Below are 20,608 nucleotides of genomic sequence, written 5' to 3' on the forward strand. Positions count from 1 at the left end.
CCATCAGAGAAGTCCGTCATCTTCCTCCTGGCGGCCGTGGCGATGGAGGAAACAAAGACGACATATGAAAGGAGAATATATCAATTCAAGAACTGGAAAGAAAAGAATAAAATAACAGTGGAAGTACAGAGAAAGGAAAGATGAATTACACACTTTTAAGGACACTACCTTTTTCTCGTTTTCAATGACATGACCAAATAGTCGTTCCTCGAGGACTCGATTTTACCATCTGTGAGGCTGTAAGCTGAGTTGTTGTGGAACGACTATCTAAAGATGAAAAGGAAGCGGATTTTCTAATGATCGATTTGGGCTTAGAGGTTTTACTTGCGGTCGCTATTTGTCAATACTTGTAGGATAAAATAAAAGCGGAAAGCCTTTTTTATCGGGCTTTCCGCTTGTTTTCGGTAGGGTGGAAGGTCGGACTCGAACCGACGACATTCAGAACCACAATCTGACGCTCTAACCAACTGAACTACATCCACCGTGTTCTATTGCTTAAAAAGCGAGTGCAAAGATACAAAAATAATTTATTTCTGACAAATATTTTTGTACTTTTTATTTAGTGCTTGCTTATTTTGCCGGAGCCACAGGTGCTTGTTCGGAGGCGTTCTGTGTTGCCGGGGCTGTTCCTTGATTTGCCGGAGCAGTTTGTTTTTGCTGGCTTGCTCCAAAATTCGGCAGGTTATTCGGGTTGGTAGTACTTCCTTCTGTCGCAGCCTTTTCTATGACGCTTTGGTCGGTGGAGGCGGATGGTACCACGAATGCCGACATAACGCTCAGAACCACCATTGCGATTGCGAGCCCCCATGTAGCTTTCTCTATGAAATCTGTAGTTTTACGAACGCCCATGATGGCATTCGAGGATGAGAAATTGGATGAAAGTCCGCCACCTTTTGATTCCTGAATAAGCACTACTCCTATCATCAGGAAAGCTGCAATTACTACAAGTACTATTAATAACCAATACATTTTTTATTCTGATTTTTTATTATTATTTATTATCAATTTCTCCAAAAATCGGATTTGGTCTGCAAAGTAACGATTTTTTTTCGGATATTCCAAATTTAATCGCTTAATTATTTCCAGAGCTTTTGAATATTTTTGTTGTTTGATGTAAATTTTTGCCAAAGTTTCCGTAAAGTAGCTGTCATCTTCTATTTCCGCGCCATCTTCTGTTTCTTCGTTTATCTCGGCTTCGTATTCTGTTTCATCTTGAAGGGTTATTCTTCCATTCTCCTTGTTGATGAAGTCGTCAATGAGGCTTTGTCCGCGAAGTTCTGGGCTATTTGATTCTGCTTCTTTATTCTCCGTTTCCAGTAGATAAGCTACATAGTCGATGGTGGCATCTGCCGGTGTAGGTTTTCGTTTGTTCTCAGTCGGTGTTTCTTCCTTTTGGGGAAGGGTTTCCAAAAAGTCATCAATGAGCGAAGTTGTTCTGTCTTTCTGTTCCGGTTGCCGGTTGGTTTCCGCAGGGTTTGGCGTCTGTGGTGAGGCGATGCCATCATTTTCGTCGATTTGCTTGGTTTCAGGTGTTCTCAATCTGTAATGTGGACCTTCTACCAAATCGAACAGGGTGTGTCTGTCCGTGATGAATAGTGCCGCACGTCGCAACTCCTCGTCGAATGTGGGGTTGTGAAGAAGGAACAAATTTCTCAGCAGCAGCACTCTCGCGGGCTGATAATACGGATAAAGCGCAAGAAGACTTCTAAGCTCGTATAGTGTTTCCTTGTCGAGGTCTTCGGGGTGATTGAAATAATGTGCAATATCCATGATTATCAGGTTATGTTCTATATTATGCCGAACGAATCTTACCAATTGGCTACCGTTGCGTTGAAAATCTGTTCGGTCAAATCTTTCACCATTTGTTCCACCAGTTGTTCTTGAACGGCATTGAGGCTCTTCGTGGTTTCGTAAGTTGCCGATGCCGTGAACTGTCTTTCAAAGTCGTCATTGTGATTAGTATTGTTCACAAAGCGTACGTTTACGGTGATTGAAAGTTCTGTCTGCGCGGAATATCCTTCGCTTGATACACTTTTGTTTCGTTGTTGATATTGGGTTATTTCTCCTTCCAGTTTCATGTCGCCATTGCGTTTCACTTGTTGCAAGCGAGTGTGATTGGCAAATATGTCTTTCAACTTGTTGTTAAACATGGGTCCCATGGGTCCCCACACATAAGTGGAGCGGATGGGGAAGTCGGCAATCTGAATGCTTTTCACCTTGGTATAATCAATGCTGGCTCCATTGAACTTATAGCTTACCGAGCAAGCGGTCAGCCATAGCAGGCACACGAGGTATAAAAAAGGTGATCCAATGAACCTATTTATTATTTTCCAATCCATATTGCTTTATTCTTCGATAGAGAGTTCTGTCGCTGATACCTAACTCCTGCGCGGCTTTTTTCCTGTTTCCGTTGTTTCTTTCCAAAGCCTTTTCCACCAGTTGCCTGCCTATATCATTGATATTCAGTGTTTCCGGTTCTGATATTTCTTCAGCTTCGGCAAACTCAATCTGTCCATTCGATGCTGTTTCCGATCCAATCGTTTTTGTGGGCATCGGTAGATTTCCGGTAGATTCTGCCGCCAATGGCTCAAACTGGTGTGGAACATTGAGTGCCTGTGCGTCTTCCAGTTGTTTCCTCACGGTGTTCAAGTCTCTTCGCAAATCACTTACATTTCCTCTCAGCTCGTACAGGATTTTATACAGCAAATCACGCTCACTCTCATAACTATATTTCCCCCCATTCTGCACAACCGTCAATTGGGTGCTTTCCGGATCTTTCGGAATGAAATGTGAGAGCATCTCGGAGGTTATCTCGCGTTTTTCACTCAAGATTGACATTTGTTCCGTGATATTTTTCAATTGTCTCACATTCCCAGGCCATTTATAATGCAACATCAATTGTTTGGCATCTTCCGTAAGAATAATCTTTGGTAATCGGTATTTCTCTGCCATCTGCATGGCAAAGAGACGGAATAGTAGCAGTATGTCTTCTCCACGATCACGTAATGGTGGCATTTGAATGGGGATAGTGTTCAGCCGATAGTACAAATCTTCCCTGAATTTGCCCTCACTTACAGCCTTGCGCATATTTACGTTTGTGGCGGCGATGATGCGCACATTTGTCTTTCGCACTTCCTGACCTCCGACGCGGATATATTCGCCCGACTCCAGTACACGTAGCAGTTTCGATTGCGTAGCCAATGGAAGTTCTCCCACTTCGTCGAGGAAGATGGTTCCTCCATCTGCTGTTCCGAAGTAGCCTTCGCTTTCCCCGATTGCCCCCGTGAAAGAACCTTTTTCGTGTCCGAATAACTCACTATTGATGGTTCCTTCAGGTATGGAGCCACAGTTTATCGCAAAATATTTCTCGCGTTTTCGCGGTGAATTATCATGAATTACTCGAGGCAGAACTTCTTTACCCACTCCGCTCTCCCCGATGATGAGAACGGAAAGGTCAGTTGGTGCCACCTGCAGTGCAATGTCGAGTGCTCTGTTGAGTGCTTTACAACTGCCCACTATGTTGTAGCGCTGCTTTACGCGTTGTAATTCCGTATTGTTCATTTAGCTGACAAATTTACCCATTTTATTCCAAACTTCTGCAATTTTGGCAGAGTTTAACAGATAATGATTCAGTTTTTTCTGCGTTGCTGATTGATTTTGATGAGCAACAGTCCTATAGCCGTCCATATCAGCTCACGGATTCTCACAATTAACGCAACAAAAATACCGGCGTTGGCAGTGAGTCCCAATCCGGAAATTGACATCAGGAAGCCTCCTTCTCTTCCTCCCAACTGTAAGGGCATGAAGAACAGCATGTTGGCAAATAGTGTTGTGAAGGAGATTATCAAGATGCAATTCAGATAGTTCACACTCGGGAAGAGCACCAAGAGAATGAAAAAGACTTCCAAGGCACTGAAAATGCGACACAGCAGTTCCGACAGCACAACTGTCAAGAAAGTCTTGGGTTGTTGATTGTGCAATGCTGCTATCTGTTCGTCAATATTCCGAAGTTGCTCATCGTGAAGTTCCACGTAATGTTTCGCCCATTTCCTTATGCCGGGTATGTTGCCCAAAAGCCTCATCATGCGCACTGCCAATCCTTTCTTATATCCCGACAAGAAAAACCATATAGCCACAAGGCAAAACATTCCCACAATGGAAAGCAAAATTATCATGAAAACACTCACATCCTGCGTGAGAATGTAAAGGGGTATGGAAAGAAGCCAGAACCAAAAATGGCTGAAGATGTGGGTCATTACGAAAAGAACCACCGACGAGGTAGCCCTTTCCACTCCAATCTTGGGCGAAAGCTCCATGATGCGGTAAGGTTCTCCGCCCATTAAGCCCCCCGGAGTGGCATAATTCAGCGCGAACCCTGATACGCTGACCTTATACAGCCACCAGAACGGAACGATGTTTCTATTTTTCTCGTCTTTTGTTTCCTGACTCCTGATAATGATATACCATGAGGCTGTATTGAAGATGTACAGAAAGAACCACAGAACTACAACCGCGAAAAACCAATAGCCGGCATTGCGCAACCCTTGCCACACCTCAGCGAAATCCAATTGCGTGAGCATGACAACGAGTACTATAATGCCAAAGATAAAAAAAACGTTTTGGTATTTCTTCTTCATTGAAAGTATGGTTTAATTCAACGTCCAAACTTCATGAATACACACTATTCGCTTTCCCGTATCGGTTCGTTGCGATGTTTGGGAACGGTGAAGCGTACCTTATCCGTCTCATCTCGTTTTTCCTTGAAGAGTTTTGGCAGAGGTGCTGCCATCGGCTCGTTATATTCCATCCGGTTGCGATATATATCGATTGCCGAATAGATGGCATGGCGGAAGGACATATCATCGGCAATTCCTTTCCCTGCAATATCAAACCCTGTACTCATATCCGGTGCTGTGCACACGAGGGGCAGTCCCGCCAAATAGTTCACGCCTGCCTCCACTGTCAATGTACGGAAAGGAGCCAGTCCCTGATCGTAATACATTGCTAAAGTCGCATCGAAGTGTTCCCAATCGCTTGCACCGAAAAACTCGTCCGCTGCATAAGGACCGAAGCATTGAATATTATTCTTTTCGAGAGTTTCGATAGCCGGAGCGATGATGTCGCGTTCCTCCGACCCAAGTAATCCGTTGGCTCCTGCTTTGGGATTAAGCGCGAGAATGGCAACACGTGGGTTTGAAATACGGAAGTCGCGACAAATACTATTGTACAGTCGTGTCGCGCTATCGGTTATTTTCTCGGCTGTTATGGTCTCTGCCACCTGTTTCAGAGGCAGGTTTCTTGTAGCCAAAGCGATGCGCAGATGTTCGTTCAGCAACATATTAATTCCTTGTCCTTCCAATTCTAAATGGTCCTCTATGTATCTGCTCTGACCGCTGAAATGAAACTCCTCGTTATTGTCGATGGGTGCCGTTACGAGGACATCAAATACACCTTTATTGAAATCCTCCAAAGCTCTGTCGATGGCTCTCAAACCGGCATTTCCCGATATCTCAGTGGGCTTTCCCAATTCCACTTTTATCTCTTCATCGAACACGGGGACAAAGTTGATTCGTCCGTCCTTAATCTCTTCCGCTTCGTTTATTATCGTGAAGTTTGCCGGAACTCCCAAAGCGTTGCGATGATAGGTTGCCACTTTGGGTGAGCCATAGACGATGGGTGTGCACAAATCGAGCATTCCCTGTCGGGCAAAAGTCTTAAATATGATTTCATATCCAATTCCGTTGGTATCTCCGTGGGTGATTGCCACACGTATTTTTCTATCTTCGTACATATCTTTTCGTATATTAATTGTTCTTCTTATTTCATCTATTGCGGTATCTTGTTTAAAAATCGCGTTATCCACATTGTCTATCTGTATGCCTTTGGTCTTGATTTCAAGGTGTATAGAGCTGTTTCCAAGCGTCGCGTCAAATTTCTTTTCCTTGTTTCCGGCGCGTACACGAATGCCTCTGCCACAAGAAAGCTATCCTTTCTTCCGTCATCTGTCCTGATATATGCGACGAATGGTCCGCCCATGGCATCGTTTTTCATTTCCCACAAGCCCCTTATTGTTACAGACTTTCCCTTGTTCACGCTTGTTGAGGTTATGGCTGCCGTGGTCATGAACATATTATCTCGCTCTCCGGGAATATTTCTTCGCATCACACTGTCCCGCTGTTGTTTGAAGTCTGCCTTGGATATTGTGTATAAACAGATGTTTTCCATACCCGAATTGGCATTGTTTGACAGCCACAGAAAGTTATTTCCCTTTTTGCTCGATGTCATATTCCCGGCTATTCGCATGGTTGCCCCAAACATTTCGTTTATCGTTTTTTCGGCTTGGGTGTTTTGCTCTTTGTAAAAGCGTTTTAGCGTAACTGCCATTTCGCTTTTTATCAGGTAGTTGAGCAACGTTTTCTCACTCTTCTGCAGAAACTTTTGCAATTCCAATTGCGTGGGTGCAGTTAGTGATACCACCACTTGTGGTCGGGCATAGGCATCGCGTTGCATGCGCATTTCGGTTGTTTCATAGCGCGTGCTGTCTATCTTCAGCATGATGATATTGCGTGCCAACCGGAAATTGCCCGTGAACTGTTCGGAACTCAGCTCTGTTACGTCGAAGCATGGCTCGCGTTGTGGCAATCCTTCCATCCTTGTGGAAAGCACATCATAGAGCAGGCTGTCCCTGTCGTCCACTACCACCACTTCATAAAGCCTGCCTCCACTTTTCGGCAAGAATGCTCTCTCTCGGCACGAAGCCATGACAAGCAGCATAAAAGCCCAGCCGAGGCAGAAAATATCACGCCCTTTCATCGGCGATTTTTTTAGCTGTGGAAAGCAAGCCACAAGCCGCGAAAATGTCTTGTCCGCGACTGGCGCGAATGGTTGTAAAGATGCCGTGTCCGGTCAGATAATCCCGGAAAGCCTCCATCTTTTTGTCATCTACGCCTTTGAGTGGCACGTGAGGTATGGGGTGGAAGCGAATGAGGTTCAATCGGCACTCCAAACCTTTCAGAAGCCGCACAATAGCCTTGGCGTGTTTTTCGGAATCGTTCACGCCTCGGAAGACAATGTACTCGAACGAGAGTCGGCGTTGATGTGAGAAGTCATGGTTTCGCAGCAATTCCACAATCTCTGTTATCGACATTCCACGCTCCGCGGGCATTAATTCCGCCCTTTCATCCGCGATGGGATTGTGCAGACTGATTGCCACATGGCAATGGCTTTCCTCCAAAAAACGTTTCAGTTTTCCCTTTATGCCGACACTGCTCACTGTGATGCGCTTAGGCGACCACGCATAGCCATAATCGGCAGTGAGGATCTGTGTCGCACGCAACACGTTGTCAAGATTATCCATTGGTTCTCCCTGTCCCATGAACACGATATTCGTAAGCCGGTCGCGTTCGGGTAGGGAATAAATCTGGTTCAGAATATCCGTTGCCGACAGATTGCCCTCAAATCCCTGTTTGCCGGTTTGACAAAACAAGCAATTCATCTTACACCCCACCTGTGATGATACGCAAAGTGTGGCACGATCGCCATCGGGTATGTACACAGTTTCTACCGATTTTCCGTTTTCCGTCGGAAACAGATATTTTATCGTTCCGTCTTGGGAGTGTTGTGCCTCTATCGGCATTTTGCAGCCTATAACGTAAGCAGCATTCAACTTCTCCCTGTTCGTTTTCGCAAGATTGGTCATTTCGTCTATTGTTGAAATGTGCCGTTCGTAGAGCCATTTTGCCATTTGTCCTCCGGCAAAAGCAGGCATTCCCAATTCTTTCGCGACGGCTTTCAGTTCCAACAGGTTCATTCCCAAAAGCGATTTCTTCGCGACTTCCATATCCTCTCTTTATATATTATGGTGCAAAGATAGCGAAAAAATAGAGATTAGTTGCGTTTATACGTTTAATTTTGAGGCACTGTCTTATAAAAGTGCGTGAGCCGGTATGAATAAAAATGATAAGAGGTGTATTTGGATTGCCCTAATACACCTCTTACTTGATTAGTTGTCCCTCTGCGATACAGGTTTTTCTTCGTGGTGAGGGAAATTTCCGTTTACTTTCATCAACTCATATCTATTTAACAACTTTTTTGCCGTTAATGATGTAAATGCCCTTTGGCAGGCTGTTGAAATCGATTGCGCCACGTCCGATTATCACGCCGTTTAGGTTGTAAATAACAGAGGTGTCATTAGCAGCGTTTGCATCTACATCGGTAATGCCTAAGGCAGGAGTAATGATATCTACTTTCAATGGGTTGGTATTATCTTCTCCGGCTATGACACCATCTGCTGTTGCGAAATAAGCGTGGAACGGCGCGACGGTGCTTGAGGGCTTGGCAATGAATTCCGTGCCTGTGGCATTCAGTTGATATGCTTTCTCTACTGTCTCCTTCGTGTAGGTTCCGATAAACTTATACTTCGTTCCCGAAACCACGGGGATTGCATCTGCAATGATCTCAACATTCGTACCATGGAACACTACTTCCTTCGCAGTCTGTATGCCGGTTTCTCCCAATAATTTTGCGTCTATCGCAACGATATAAGGTTGGTTAGCCTTGAAATCATTTACGTAGTCATAGTAAATGATTTTTTGCGCGTCGTCTTCTCCAAATACATTCATCAGTCGGATGCTCTTGTCTTTGTCATCTTTCGATTTGAACCACTCGTAAGGCGTGTTGTCGATAGTAATCTTGTTTACCTCGAACGGTAACGTGATGGTTTGCCAATTGTAGTTTGTTCCGTTGTAGCCTTTTTCAAACTTGCGTGTATAGGTTATGTCGTTGACTGTAAAATCATTAAACGGCATGAAGTCAGAATTGGCATCATCTACCAAGGTTATCTTCTCGGCTTCCCTGTTTACAATGATGTTCTTTCCGGCAAGTGCAGAAGGTACGTTTGCTTTTTCAGCGAAATAGTAGAGCGCATTCGGGTTCGTACTTCCGGCAAGTGTCCCCTTGAGGGTTGATGAACCGAAATCAATGGTTGTGGCATTGCCTAAATCTATGTCATTTGTCGGATTGAAAGTCTTGAAAGTTCCGTCCGGATAGAAAGCCGTTACACCGGGCAACACCTTGAATTCAGCGGAATAACCCCTTTCGTCCCAATCCTCACCATCTTTATGTGTGAACACACTCACAAGATAACTCTGCCCTTCACTCAAACCAACAAATTTAAATGTCTGTGTGAGCGTTCCGTTTGCCTTTACCGATACTTCTCGGGGAACATCGCCGAGGTTGTACCATTTACTTCCTGAGTGTTGGAACACGGTTACGTATATCTTGTCATTGTATGGTGTAGAAGCATTGTTTGTCAATGTGAACTTACCCGTAATGCCTTTTCCATAGACAACACCGTCCTTGTTCGCGTCAATGCTTACCTCTGCCTCAAGATTACCTCCGTTTCCGGCCTCCCGAACGATGAATGTGCCTGATGAACCGGGAATTTCCGTATAGATGTCTTCCCATTTCTTTGTGACCTCGTTATAAGACTCCTCTACGCTGACCAAACTGTATTTGAACGTTCCGGCAGTTTTCGGGATATAACCGAACGATATCTGCGATGTCTTGCCACGTGCGACAGACAGCGACACCACATTCTCTTCAACATTATTCTTGTCGATTCTAAGTCCCACGAGACCGTAATAATCAGAACCAGTGTTTTTCACGTCAAAAGTAAACGAGCAGGGAGACTTCACTGTTGGTGTTCCTTCGATTTTCGCAGTAGCGTTGAGGTTGAAGTTCGACCCGTCTTCCGTTTCCGAAACACGATACTGTGTTTCTGTAATTTCCACCATTACATAGCTTTTCGTATAACCGTCGCAGAGTTTCCAATCTTCATTTGTCTTTTCTCTATACACCGGGAATACCTTATATTTACCTAGTGGAAGGTTTGCCCCGAAGTCGTTCAACTCCCATAATTTGATGGTATAATAATAGTTGTAGTCTTTATATTTACATTCTTCCGTTCCATTGCTCAATACTTGAATCAATTGGTTATTTTCATCGCATAGCCCGATGCTGAGATAACAGTTTCTTGGGCCTTTCTCCATATTCAGCACTTTGAATGTATATGAATATTTATCATCTTTGGAATAGAAATCTGCTCCCTTGAAGTTCACGTCTTTTGATGCGCGATTGACAGTTTTCACAGATGGGTATATATCATAACCCACCAGCGTGCAGGCAGCTGGCTGCCCTTTGTTCGGCTGAATGCCGATGATGGCTTGTTGATCTTGGGAATAACCACCTTCAAAACCACCTATACCCTGTGCTCCCGGTTCTAAAACCGATAGGCGGTAATATCCATCCTGATTACCGCTCCACCCCCAATTAATGTGGAAGTACTCGCCCTCGGCATATCCATCCACTACGAAACAGTGCCCACCGAAAGGCGATGCACCACAGAGCACCACCGGACGTTTCGCCTTCAACTCGCCGTAAAGTGCGTCTGCCCATGTATCTGCGGTATAATCGTAGCGTGTTATCAGTTTTGTTGTGGCCGCGTAATCGAAATAGGTTTTAAGAGCTTTGGGCACATCGCTGCCAAAAGCTCCGGAACCTCCCTTGGAGGAATAATAATAATTCATGCGAACGCTGCTTCCGCAATACTGCATCAGCTTTGCTACTGCATCAGCCTCTGCTTGGGAGTAGTTTCTACCGTAAACATTTCGCATGTTTCTCCAGTCGAAAGTGGTTACCGGCAACTCCGAAACATCCAAATTCGCTTGCTTGGAGGTGTATGCCGGAATCGGCATCAAGGTTTTCCCCTGTGGCCATTGATAATATCTCATGACCTGTGCCATCGCGGTAGCCACGCAGCCCGTTACGAAACGTCCGTTGCGCGTGTCTTTTTTCATACTTTCATCTGTTATTTCCGGACAGAGTTTATTGTAGGGAACTTCCTGATCCCAGTGAATGGCCACTAACGGTGCTATTGGCTCTTTTGATCTTGAAATCGCTTTTCGTGCGGGTGCCCTCCTTGATGAGACATTCATTTTGTCCAATTGTTTGAATTCTTCCACGTATGCGTCCAAAAACGATTTCATGTTTGGGTTTATCTTGCCTGCGTCAAACGTGCCCGCATCGGTATAACCCAAAATGGGAGTAGTGCGATCGTCGCCTGATACAATGATAAATCCGTTGTTTGTGCCTATGTTGAATACATAGAAATACGATTGTTCGGAAACCGACTTGAGTTTTGGAACTCTGTATGCCCGGCGCATCTTCATCGAGCGTGGCAAGCTTGTTCTGCTGTTTAGGAAGGCTTGCGCTTCTCTCATTGCCTGTTCTTGCGAAACAGGTGCCGCGAAAAGTGTTACCGATAGCAGGAACACGAAAAATAATGTAGTTTTTCTTAACATAAGAATTAATAATTAATTGATAATCGAATCATGTCAAAGTGATTGTTTAGAAAGATACCTTAACAATAACCGAACAAAAATAATAAAATATAAATGTTTGGACAAGTTTTTTCACTTATTTTATATCAATCTTGTGTTATTCAGGTTAGAAATTTATAGATTTGCAGTTTTCTTTCACTTTATTCTTTTGATTTATGTTCGTGCTGTAAGATAGCCGGATTGTTGGCTTCCATTCGTGAAGGATAGAAAGAAATGGCGATGTGAGTTCAATACGAATACCACTTTTGGACAGCATCATTAAATCCAAATCGCTCATTAGGATTTCCCGGTGGTATATGGCAGATGCTTGATAGCGAATATTCGACCCGGTCATCATTGCGAAATTACATTACAAAAACCGCGCCCGAGATGCGTTTTGTAATCCATTGATAATCAACAAAATATAAATTACAATTTAAAAGGTTGCCTTTTGCATTGCAATTCATGACCTTTTGCATTGTAAAAGCTTATCTTTTGGAAAGCAAAAGCTAAGCTTTTGATAGATGAATGAAGAAAATTCAGGACATTATTAAACTTTTCCCATATCTCCGGGCAGGCAGGTGTGGCTATGAGTTCATTGTATATGGTTTTTCGTCAGTAAATTGCTGAATAACAAACATCTATAATTGAATGTTTCTACCGGCGGTCATTAGGAAAAAGAACCAAAGTGGTTTCTAATGTGCCCGATTTGGGGTAAGGGTAGAGAAAGTTTTTCATGGGAATTGTTGCATCGTAATTCCGTTTTTATTATCTTTGCATATTCTGCGATATAAAAATGCAGAAATCAAAAAATTAAGAAGACAATATCAACAACATGAGAAAATTACTGTTACTATCTGTTTTGGCAATATTTATCGCTTTACCGATGAGTGCCATCCGTCCCATCAAAAAGTTATGGACCATGACTCAACCGGATGGTACGACGGTACGAGTTTACGTGCATGGCGATAGAGGGGCGGCTTATTATACCACAGTGGATGGACAGGTGTTGGTGATGACCGATACCGATGAACTGCGTTATGCCATCATTGAAAATGGGAGACTGATACCTTCAGACTTTCTTGCCCACGAAATAACCGAAAGATCGGAACAAGAAAAAGAATTTCTTGACGGTCAGCAGGTACTTTCTCGTTTGAGTGAACTGAAACGTTCCAAGCGCAAAAGCAGATACATTCGCCCGAGAAAGGAAATCTATGTCTCTACAGATGATGGACTGGGGAAATATGGTCGGAGTGGACTGGGACCTGTTAAAAGCATCGGCAAGGTGAATATACCCGTAATCATGGTACAGTTTAATGACACGAAGTTCAAGCCTTCCACAACGAAAGAGCATATGACTGCCTATTTCAATGAGAAGGGTTATAGAAGAGAACCAAATTGCGTAGGTTCCGTAAAAGATTACTTTGTAGCTCAGAGTCGTGGACTATTCGAACCCACGTTCGATGTATTGGGAGTTGTTACGCTCAGCAAAAGTTATAGATATTACGGAAAGAATAATATGAATGGCGATGACCTCCATGTTGATGAGCTTGTGGCGGATGCGGTAAAAGCGGCAATGGATCAAGGCGCGGACTTTTCCAAATATCTTGACGGGGATGGAAACATACAATTCGTCAGTGTTCTGTATGCCGGTAAAGGAGAAGCTACGAGCAGTAGTAATCCCTATTTAGTTTGGCCGCAGCAGTTCGATTTTGAACCGAATTTTAACATTGCAGGATTTCATTTCAATGGTTGTTTCGTAAGTAATGAGTTGGATGACAATAACACCTTGATGGGTATGGGCGTGTTCTGCCATGAGTTCGGTCATGCCTTAGGTTTGCCCGACTTTTACGTAACCGATTATTCTTATGACAATGATGCTCCTTTCGGCTTTTGGTCGATTATGGATGAGGGAGGCTACATCCGCCAAGGTCGCGCGCCGATAGGTTATACCGCCTACGAACGTTCTTGTCTCGGATGGTTGGACATTCCGGAGCTTACCGATAAATCCTATATAAAGCTTATGCCTACCGAAAGCGACCATTCCGATGTGGCAGTGCTGATACGCAACCCGAATAATAAAAAAGAATATTTCATTTTGGAAAATCGTTCTTCCGCCAGTACGTGGTATCCCGAAACTTGTTCCGATAGCTACTCCTCTAATACTAACACCTTCAGTCCGGGATTGTTGGTTACGCATATCGCCTACGACAAGAGAGCTTGGGAAGAGAATGAGGTAAACAATATTCAAGACTCGAAGCGAGCTTACGTTGTTGCTGCCAATGGTAGTGAGTTTGAGTGGGATGCTCAAAAAGAACATCTTTATGGCAACGGCGTAAACGAGATAAAATCATTCAGTCTCTTTGATGGGAGTAAGTTGGAAAAAACTGTCTATAAAATCGAAAGCAACGCTGATGGAACGCTCTCGTTCCACTTCTTGATCCCCGATGCCATTGAGGAAGTTGTGAGCAATGAGACACAAGACAATTATTATTACGATTTGCAAGGTAGAAGAATAGAAAGCCCTACTCGTGGCATCTATATTAAGAACGGAAAGAAATATGCCATAAAGTAAACTCGTTAAACATACGATACAAAAATCCTCCTCCGCTGAGACAGTAGAAGAGGATTTTTTATTATGAAGGGGATAGGAAATCGCCTTGAATGTTTTGTGGACTGTTCGTTTTTTACTATCTTTGCAAGAAACGAAAAACAGATACCCCTTGGGCTTGATATCCCCAATAAAAGAATTCATGATATGGATGTAGAAAAAATAAGTGCACGCTTGGAAAAAGAAGACGGATTGAGCCGCACCTTGGGCATGCAATTCATCTCAACTCCTGAACCTGATACTTTGATGGCAAAGATGGCGGTAGATGATCGCAACAAACAAATATTCGGATTTCTCTCCGGCGGAGCCACGTTGGCGTTAGCGGAGAATGTGGCAGGGGTTGGCTCTAATGGGATTTGCCCCGGAAAGATGGCGTTGGGAATCAATGTCAGTGGTAGTCATGTAAAGGCAATGCCTTACGGAGGAACGGTAACGGCCTTTGGCAAACTGGTTCATAAGGGCAATAAGCTACATGTGTGGCAAGTGGACGTAAAGAACGATAATGGTGAGATTATCTCCACAGTTCAAGTTACCAATTATGTCATTGACCCCAAGAAGAAATGAAGTAATATTGTAGCCAATATGCGGTCGTATGCTTTTTATCGGTTGCCGAATGCCGACCAATATGTGAAGATAACCGGACGACAGGATGCCCCATTGGTTTTGTCATCCCTTACCGAATTAAACGGAAAACGTGGTTTTGTCATTGCCCCTTTCAGCCCTTCGGCAACGTGTCCCGTGCTCTTACTCCTTCCCGAAAAGGTGGAAATCAATGCGTCATTAAAGCTGCAATTATCCGAGACATCAGCGAGACCACGCTCTGTGAAATCGGATAAAACAAGCTATCATCGCGATTTCTCCATATTCCATCAACAATTGACGAACCACACTTTCTCTAAATTGGTATTGTCGCGTTGTCTTGATGTTGAACTGTATGACAAACTGCAACCGGAGAAAATCTTTCTGCGCGCTTGCAAAGACTATCCCGATCAGTTTGTTTCCCTTTTCTCAACGCCACAGTCGGGCACATGGCTCATGGCAACTCCGGAAGTATTATTGACCGGCAGTGATACGAGTTGGCAAACAATGGCATTGGCAGGGACAATGATGCATAAGACCGGAGAGGAAAAATGGTCGATGAAGAACAAAGCGGAACAGCAATATGTGGCTGAATATATTAGAAATCATTTGGAGAAGTTCGCCTCCAACATAAGTGAAAATGGTCCTTTCACTACTCGTGCGGCAGCCGACCTGTTACATTTACGTACGGATTTTTGCTTCACCATTAACGATCCGAAACGCTTGGGTGATTTGTTGGATAATCTGCATCCCACTCCTGCCGTATGTGGCATACCTAAAGACGCGGCACGCCGATTTATCTTGGCAAACGAAACATCACCTCGCCGTTATTATAGCGGATTTGCCGGCATGGTAGATCCTAATGGCGAAACCCATCTTTATGTTTCTCTTCGCTGTATGCAGATAGCCGAAGACCTTTGTCGGCTGTATGCGGGAGGTGGAATATTGAGAGAAAGCACAGAGGAAAGCGAATGGCGAGAAACGAAGGCGAAGCTCGCGGCAATGAAACAATTATTGGAAGAGTGTTAAGGCTCCATCGCAAATCATTCATTCATAAAAGCCATAAATCATACGCATAAACAATCATGTTCAGCAATAAGGAAAACGTAAATATGCTAACGGAACTATTGACAGAGTTCGGAATAAGTAAAGCCGTGGTTTGTCCGGGCTCTCGCAATGCTCCCATTGTGCATAATTTTTGTGAATGTGAGGCGATAGAGTGTTTTTCCGTTACCGACGAACGCTCGGCTGGCTTCTTCGCACTTGGCTTGTGTATGAAAATCAATGAACCGGTAGTTGTTTGTGTTACTTCAGGAACGGCACTGCTGAATGTTGCTCCTGCGGTAGCGGAGGCTTATTACCAAAACCGGCAACTCATCGTTGTGTCGGCAGACCGACCACGACAATGGATTGGACAGCAAGACGGACAAACTCTGCCGCAGATGGAGGCTTTGTCGCCATACGTCCGCAAACGAGTGAGCTTGCCCGAGCCTGCGAATGATGAGGAACGATGGTATTGCAACCGGTTGATAAACGAGGCACTGTCAGCAAACCGACGAGGCTGCCCTGTTCATATCAACGTACCAATCTCCGAGCCACTTTTTGATTTTACGGTAAACACACTGCCACCGCAACGTAAGATAACTTTCCACGAAGCCGTGATCAGTCATGAGCGTATGACGAACATCGCGGTTGGTTTTGCCAATGCTCAAAAGCCGATGATTGTCTTCGGACAGATGAATGTTGTTAAGGCAGACGAGGCTATATCGGGAATAGCCATTTTAGACACATTTTCAGTTGTCTTACGAGAGAAAACAGCTGACAACACTGCTGGTTCGGCACAGCATTTCGATGAGATATTATCGGTAATCGGTGATGACGAGCGATACAAGCCCGACTATATTGTCTATATGGGAGGAACAATCGTGAGCAAGCGGTTGAAGAAATTCCTCCGTAGTTGCAAGGACGTTACTTCAGTGTTTGTTGATCAGTGGGGGGAGGTTTGTGATACATTTATGAACCTCACCGATGTTGTTCAGGGATTACCCGAAGATGCTTTGAAAGTTCTGTCGCAAGCGGTTAAGAACCAACCGCCCAAGGCATTTGGAAAACTGTGGCATGATGTGATTGTCAAGGCTCGAAAAATAGCCAACGCTTACCAACCATCCTTCTCTCAGATGCAGGCGGTGAAACTTTTTCATGAGACGATGAGGAAAAACGATTCTCTCGCTGCCCTTTTCTATGGCAACAGTTCGCCTTTGCGATTGGGTAATATCTATTCGCATGAATATTTGTTTGCCAACAGAGGCACAAATGGGATAGAGGGAACTTTATCGACGGCAGTTGGTTATGCAACGGCAGTTCGCGAAGAACGCAAAGTCTATTGCATTATTGGCGATTTGAGTTTCTTTTATGATAGAAACGCCTTGTGGAATCGCAATTTGACAACGAATGTGAATGTCTTGCTGCTTAACAATGGTGGTGGCGGTATCTTTCATCAGCTTCCCGGTCTTGAGAAATCGCCCCATCGCGACACGATGATTAGTGCAGCACACACGACATCCGCTCGAGGAGTATGCCGCGAAAACGATATTGATTACTTATCCGCTCATGATGAAAAGGAACTGAAGAAAGCACTAAAAGCATTCTTTCGGAGCAACGAGAAACCGTTGCTGCTTGAAGTTTTCACAGATGCCGAAGCCGATGCCCGGGTGGTAGGAGAATATTACGAATTATTCAAGAGGAAACTGTCTGCTCGACGGTTCTCTTCTGGTGAAGATAAATAAAAAAGAGATATGGACAAGAGAGAATGGAAGCCCATAGCAGGGTTTGATTTCAAGGAGATTTTATTCGAGGAGTACAATCATATCGCGAAGATAACTATTAATCGTCCGCGCTATCGCAATGCCTTCACGCCCCTCACGGTGTGGGAAATGTCGCGAGCTTTTGCTTATTGTCGCGAGGCATTGGATATAAGAGTGGTCTTACTTACCGGTGCCGGCGACAAGGCGTTTTGCTCCGGTGGAGACATGCATGTTAAGGGGAAAGGTGGTTATGTGGGCACGGACGGCGTGCCAAGGCTGAACGTTTTGGATGTACAGATGCAGATTCGCCGTCTTCCTAAACCGGTTATCGCAATGGTAAATGGTTATGCCATAGGCGGAGGACACGTGCTGCACGTTGTTTGCGACCTGACTATCGCTTCGGAAAACGCCATCTTTGGTCAGACCGGTCCCAAAGTAGGCTCGTTCGATGCCGGTTTCGGTGCTTCTTATTTGGCACGCATCGTAGGACAGAAGAAGGCGCGCGAGATATGGTTTCTTTGCCGTCAGTACTCTGCCGAGGAAGCTGAGCGCATGGGATTGGTGAACAAAGTGGTGTCTTTCGATAGGTTGGAAGACGAATGTGTGGAATGGGCGGAAACAATGATGGAACGTTCACCTCTTGCTCTGCGCATGATGAAGGCGGGATTTAATGCCGAACTCGATGGACAAGCCGGTATTCAGGAACTTGCCGGAGATGCCACCATGCTGTATTATACGCTTGATGAGGCGCAGGAAGGCGGAAAAGCATTCTTGGAAAAGCGCAAGCCCGACTTCGATAAATATCCCAAATTCCCTTAAACGTCTTGTATCGTTTCAATTCTTAATACCATTTGCTTATGTCGCCTTATCAATTACGCATCACATCAAAGACTTTGCATTTCAAGTCGCCTGCCGGAACGTCGCGCGGTGTCTATACATCTCGTTTGAGCTTCTTTGTTACGCTCTCTTCCAAAGAACATCCTGGGGTGAAAGGCGTGGGGGAGTGTGCCACGTTGCCCGACCTTTCATGCGATGCGCTGCCTCCTGAGAAATACGAAAGAAAGTTGCGAGAGTTCTGTGATGGTGTGGAGCGAACGGGGACGATTGACAGCGAGGCGATGAGACCTTATCCGTCGATGCTCTTTGGATTGGAAACGGCAATGGCACAGTTTGATGCCGGGGGTAAACCCGACTTCTTTTCCACTCCTTTCGGACGTGGCGAGGAGGGCATTCCCATCAATGGACTGGTGTGGATGGGAACTTACGATGAGATGTCCGCACGCCTCGAGGAAAAGATTCGGCAAGGTTTTCGATGTGTAAAACTAAAGATTGGAGCCATAGCTTTCACGAAGGAAATGGAACTGATTAGGCATATTCGCTCCTTGTTTCCGAGGGAACGAATGGAGCTTCGCGTGGATGCCAATGGCGGTTTCTCGCCGGCGGAAGTCATGGATAGGTTGGAAACTCTGGCAAAATATAATATTCATTCCATCGAACAGCCCATTAAGCAACGGCAATGGAAGGATATGGCGCGACTTTGTGCTGATGCTCCGATAGCCATCGCTCTTGATGAGGAACTCATTGGTGTGAACGAACGGCAAAAGAAGATAGAACTTTTGGAAACGCTGCATCCGCGATACATCGTCTTGAAACCAAGTTTACACGGAGGAATGGCAGGGACGAGGGAATGGATTGAGCTTGCTCACGAACGAAACATTGGCTCGTGGATAACATCGGCGTTGGAAAGCAATATCGGACTGAATGCCATCGCGCAGCTTACCGCGAGGATTTACGGACCGAATATCCGAATGCCGCAGGGATTGGGTACCGGACAGCTTTTCACAGACAATATTCCGATGCCGCTCACCATTGTCGGCGACCGGCTGATGATGAACTATTAAATTTCGATGATTGATGTTCGGATAGCGGTCGATATGAAAAACCCATGGAAATGACATGACGGTAAAAGAATTTCTTGTTGAGTGGGGCAACGACAAACCCACCGTTCTTGTACACACCAGTGGCTCTACGGGAACGCCGAAGCCTCTGTATGTGGAGAAGCGGCGCATGTTGAACTCGGCACGCATCACTTGCGACTTCCTGAATTTGCAACCTCAAGATACCGCTCTGCTCTGTATGCCCCTCGACTACATTGCCGGAAAAATGATGGTAGTTCGCAGTTTGGAACGCCGACTTCGTCTTCTGACCGTCATTCCGTCCGGACATCCGTTGTCGGAAACATCACTTTCCGAACTCGACAATCCCGAATGTGAGATAGATTTCGCGGCGATGGTGCCCTTGCAGGTTTACAACTCCCTGCGCGCTCCCGCCGAATGCGAGAGACTAAAGCGGATAAAGCACTTGATTATCGGTGGTGGGGCAGTGGATGAGGCTCTCGCGGCGGCATTGAGAAGTTTTCCGAATGCCGTTTGGAGTACTTACGGGATGACCGAAACGCTATCGCATATTGCCCTTCGTCGGCTCAACGGGTCGGCAGCAAGTGATTGGTACGAGCCTTTCGACAGTGTGAGAATTTCCCTTGACGCGGACGATTGTCTGATAATCGATGCGCCATTGGTGTGCGACCAACTCTTAAGAACACATGATAGAGCGGAAGTGAAAACGGAAAAAGACAAGGAGGGAAAGCTGAGAACTTTGTTCCGAATCATTGGGCGTAAAGATAACGTCATCAATTCCGGCGGAATAAAAATTCAAATGGAGGAAGTAGAAAAAGCGTTGAAACCCTATCTTATGAAACCTTATCTCATCACAAAACGGCATAGCGAGAAATTTGGTGAAGAGGTTGTGTTGCTCACAGAGAGCAAGGATTTGCAAGCGATACGAAGCATTTGCGAAAAGGTGCTCCCCAAGTTCCATCAACCGCATGATTATCAAAAAGTTTCCTCCATTCCCCTTACCGAGACCGGCAAGATAGCGCGTGCGAAAGCTTTGTTGTTGGCAAATGCTATAAAGTGATGGACATTTACCAACTAAAAACCATGCGCCATGAACTTGTATCAACACCTGAGCCTGTCCGGGAAAGACAAAAAACAAGCCTGTTCTTTGTTTAGCCCGGAGTGTTGAAGCTGCAAAAATCCATCCCCGGTGATATGGGAAAAATTCAATAATGTCCTGATTTGTCTTATACGGATTTAGCTTGTCACAATTCTGACTATAAAAAAAGTAAGAAATTATGACAAAACGTAAAACCCCGCGCGAATTTTCGTATTCGTTCA

Annotated in this window: 16 protein-coding genes, 1 tRNA gene and 1 pseudogene; 8 read left to right on the forward strand and 10 right to left on the reverse strand. The window is 44.9% G+C overall.

The window, feature by feature from the left end:
• A pseudogene (locus ETF27_RS11800) lies at positions 1–144 on the forward strand (IS256 family transposase); the annotation flags it as partial.
• Between the two features lie 263 nt (positions 145–407).
• Here ETF27_RS11800 and ETF27_RS04540 read toward each other — a convergent pair.
• From ETF27_RS04540 to ETF27_RS04585, 10 genes are all read right to left on the reverse strand, one after another.
• Positions 408–483 (reverse strand) — tRNA-His (locus tag ETF27_RS04540).
• Positions 484–570: 87 nt separating this feature from the next.
• Positions 571–969 carry a preprotein translocase subunit SecG gene (gene secG / locus ETF27_RS04545; protein ID WP_130829618.1) on the reverse strand — a complete coding sequence of 133 codons (399 nt, stop codon included), beginning with the start codon at positions 967–969 and terminating at the stop codon, positions 571–573.
• Positions 970–972: 3 nt separating this feature from the next.
• A complete protein-coding gene (locus ETF27_RS04550; protein ID WP_130829619.1) occupies positions 973–1,770 on the reverse strand; it encodes a tetratricopeptide repeat protein in 798 nt (265 codons plus the stop codon).
• Between the two features lie 38 nt (positions 1,771–1,808).
• Positions 1,809–2,339, reverse strand: a complete 531-nt coding sequence (locus ETF27_RS04555; protein ID WP_130829620.1) for an LptE family protein — start codon at positions 2,337–2,339, stop codon at positions 1,809–1,811.
• Positions 2,317–3,561 (reverse strand): sigma-54 interaction domain-containing protein, encoded by a 1,245-nt coding sequence (locus ETF27_RS04560; RefSeq protein WP_130829621.1) that lies wholly within the window; start codon positions 3,559–3,561, stop codon positions 2,317–2,319. The genes ETF27_RS04555 and ETF27_RS04560 overlap by 23 nt, the downstream gene beginning before the upstream one ends.
• A 68-nt stretch (positions 3,562–3,629) precedes the next feature.
• Positions 3,630–4,637 carry a lysylphosphatidylglycerol synthase transmembrane domain-containing protein gene (locus ETF27_RS04565; RefSeq protein WP_130829622.1) on the reverse strand — a complete coding sequence of 336 codons (1,008 nt, stop codon included), beginning with the start codon at positions 4,635–4,637 and terminating at the stop codon, positions 3,630–3,632.
• Between the two features lie 44 nt (positions 4,638–4,681).
• Positions 4,682–5,791 carry a PdxA family dehydrogenase gene (locus tag ETF27_RS04570; protein WP_130829623.1) on the reverse strand — a complete coding sequence of 370 codons (1,110 nt, stop codon included), beginning with the start codon at positions 5,789–5,791 and terminating at the stop codon, positions 4,682–4,684.
• Between the two features lie 77 nt (positions 5,792–5,868).
• Positions 5,869–6,813 (reverse strand): DUF4837 family protein, encoded by a 945-nt coding sequence (locus ETF27_RS04575; RefSeq protein WP_130829624.1) that lies wholly within the window; start codon positions 6,811–6,813, stop codon positions 5,869–5,871.
• Positions 6,800–7,840: a 23S rRNA (adenine(2503)-C(2))-methyltransferase RlmN gene (gene rlmN, locus ETF27_RS04580; RefSeq protein ID WP_130829625.1), complete on the reverse strand. Its 1,041-nt coding sequence runs from the start codon at positions 7,838–7,840 to the stop codon at positions 6,800–6,802. Before rlmN ends, ETF27_RS04575 begins: the two co-directional genes overlap by 14 nt.
• A 235-nt stretch (positions 7,841–8,075) precedes the next feature.
• Positions 8,076–11,360 (reverse strand): C10 family peptidase, encoded by a 3,285-nt coding sequence (locus ETF27_RS04585; RefSeq protein WP_130829626.1) that lies wholly within the window; start codon positions 11,358–11,360, stop codon positions 8,076–8,078.
• Between the two features lie 853 nt (positions 11,361–12,213).
• Here ETF27_RS04585 and ETF27_RS04590 point away from each other — a divergent pair.
• The 7 genes from ETF27_RS04590 (at position 12,214) to ETF27_RS04620 (ending at position 20,348) form a co-directional block, all read left to right on the forward strand.
• Positions 12,214–13,953 (forward strand): M6 family metalloprotease domain-containing protein, encoded by a 1,740-nt coding sequence (locus ETF27_RS04590; RefSeq protein ID WP_130829627.1) that lies wholly within the window; start codon positions 12,214–12,216, stop codon positions 13,951–13,953.
• 183 nt (positions 13,954–14,136) lie between these two features.
• On the forward strand, positions 14,137–14,553 hold the full coding sequence (locus tag ETF27_RS04595) for a PaaI family thioesterase (protein ID WP_130829628.1): 417 nt from the start codon (positions 14,137–14,139) through the stop codon (positions 14,551–14,553).
• Positions 14,554–14,571: 18 nt separating this feature from the next.
• Positions 14,572–15,597 carry a chorismate-binding protein gene (locus ETF27_RS04600; RefSeq protein WP_130829629.1) on the forward strand — a complete coding sequence of 342 codons (1,026 nt, stop codon included), beginning with the start codon at positions 14,572–14,574 and terminating at the stop codon, positions 15,595–15,597.
• Between the two features lie 56 nt (positions 15,598–15,653).
• The gene (gene menD, locus ETF27_RS04605; protein WP_130829630.1) at positions 15,654–17,354 is read left to right on the forward strand and encodes a 2-succinyl-5-enolpyruvyl-6-hydroxy-3-cyclohexene-1-carboxylic-acid synthase; all 1,701 of its coding nucleotides are present in this window, start codon (positions 15,654–15,656) and stop codon (positions 17,352–17,354) included.
• 9 nt (positions 17,355–17,363) lie between these two features.
• Entirely contained in the window at positions 17,364–18,191 is an 828-nt protein-coding gene (menB, locus tag ETF27_RS04610; protein ID WP_130829631.1) for a 1,4-dihydroxy-2-naphthoyl-CoA synthase, read from the forward strand.
• Positions 18,192–18,229: 38 nt separating this feature from the next.
• Positions 18,230–19,273: an o-succinylbenzoate synthase gene (locus tag ETF27_RS04615; protein WP_130829632.1), complete on the forward strand. Its 1,044-nt coding sequence runs from the start codon at positions 18,230–18,232 to the stop codon at positions 19,271–19,273.
• A gap of 55 nt (positions 19,274–19,328) precedes the next feature.
• Positions 19,329–20,348 carry an AMP-binding protein gene (locus ETF27_RS04620; protein WP_130829633.1) on the forward strand — a complete coding sequence of 340 codons (1,020 nt, stop codon included), beginning with the start codon at positions 19,329–19,331 and terminating at the stop codon, positions 20,346–20,348.
• Positions 20,349–20,608 lie beyond the last annotated feature (260 nt).

Origin of the sequence: Prevotella brunnea (genome assembly GCF_008016795.1) — a bacterium.
GTDB classification, from domain to species: Bacteria; Bacteroidota; Bacteroidia; order Bacteroidales; family Bacteroidaceae; genus Prevotella; species Prevotella brunnea.

Coding starts and splice junctions, on each gene's coding strand:
- secG (WP_130829618.1), bottom strand. CDS start 969: ATGTATTGGTTATTAATAGTACTTGTAGTAATTGCAGCTTTCCTGATG.
- ETF27_RS04550 (WP_130829619.1), bottom strand. CDS start 1,770: ATGGATATTGCACATTATTTCAATCACCCCGAAGACCTCGACAAGGAA.
- ETF27_RS04555 (WP_130829620.1), bottom strand. CDS start 2,339: ATGGATTGGAAAATAATAAATAGGTTCATTGGATCACCTTTTTTATAC.
- ETF27_RS04560 (WP_130829621.1), bottom strand. CDS start 3,561: ATGAACAATACGGAATTACAACGCGTAAAGCAGCGCTACAACATAGTG.
- ETF27_RS04565 (WP_130829622.1), bottom strand. CDS start 4,637: ATGAAGAAGAAATACCAAAACGTTTTTTTTATCTTTGGCATTATAGTA.
- ETF27_RS04570 (WP_130829623.1), bottom strand. CDS start 5,791: ATGTACGAAGATAGAAAAATACGTGTGGCAATCACCCACGGAGATACC.
- ETF27_RS04575 (WP_130829624.1), bottom strand. CDS start 6,813: ATGAAAGGGCGTGATATTTTCTGCCTCGGCTGGGCTTTTATGCTGCTT.
- rlmN (WP_130829625.1), bottom strand. CDS start 7,840: ATGGAAGTCGCGAAGAAATCGCTTTTGGGAATGAACCTGTTGGAACTG.
- ETF27_RS04585 (WP_130829626.1), bottom strand. CDS start 11,360: ATGTTAAGAAAAACTACATTATTTTTCGTGTTCCTGCTATCGGTAACA.
- ETF27_RS04590 (WP_130829627.1), top strand. CDS start 12,214: ATGAGAAAATTACTGTTACTATCTGTTTTGGCAATATTTATCGCTTTA.
- ETF27_RS04595 (WP_130829628.1), top strand. CDS start 14,137: ATGGATGTAGAAAAAATAAGTGCACGCTTGGAAAAAGAAGACGGATTG.
- ETF27_RS04600 (WP_130829629.1), top strand. CDS start 14,572: ATGCGGTCGTATGCTTTTTATCGGTTGCCGAATGCCGACCAATATGTG.
- menD (WP_130829630.1), top strand. CDS start 15,654: ATGTTCAGCAATAAGGAAAACGTAAATATGCTAACGGAACTATTGACA.
- menB (WP_130829631.1), top strand. CDS start 17,364: ATGGACAAGAGAGAATGGAAGCCCATAGCAGGGTTTGATTTCAAGGAG.
- ETF27_RS04615 (WP_130829632.1), top strand. CDS start 18,230: ATGTCGCCTTATCAATTACGCATCACATCAAAGACTTTGCATTTCAAG.
- ETF27_RS04620 (WP_130829633.1), top strand. CDS start 19,329: ATGACGGTAAAAGAATTTCTTGTTGAGTGGGGCAACGACAAACCCACC.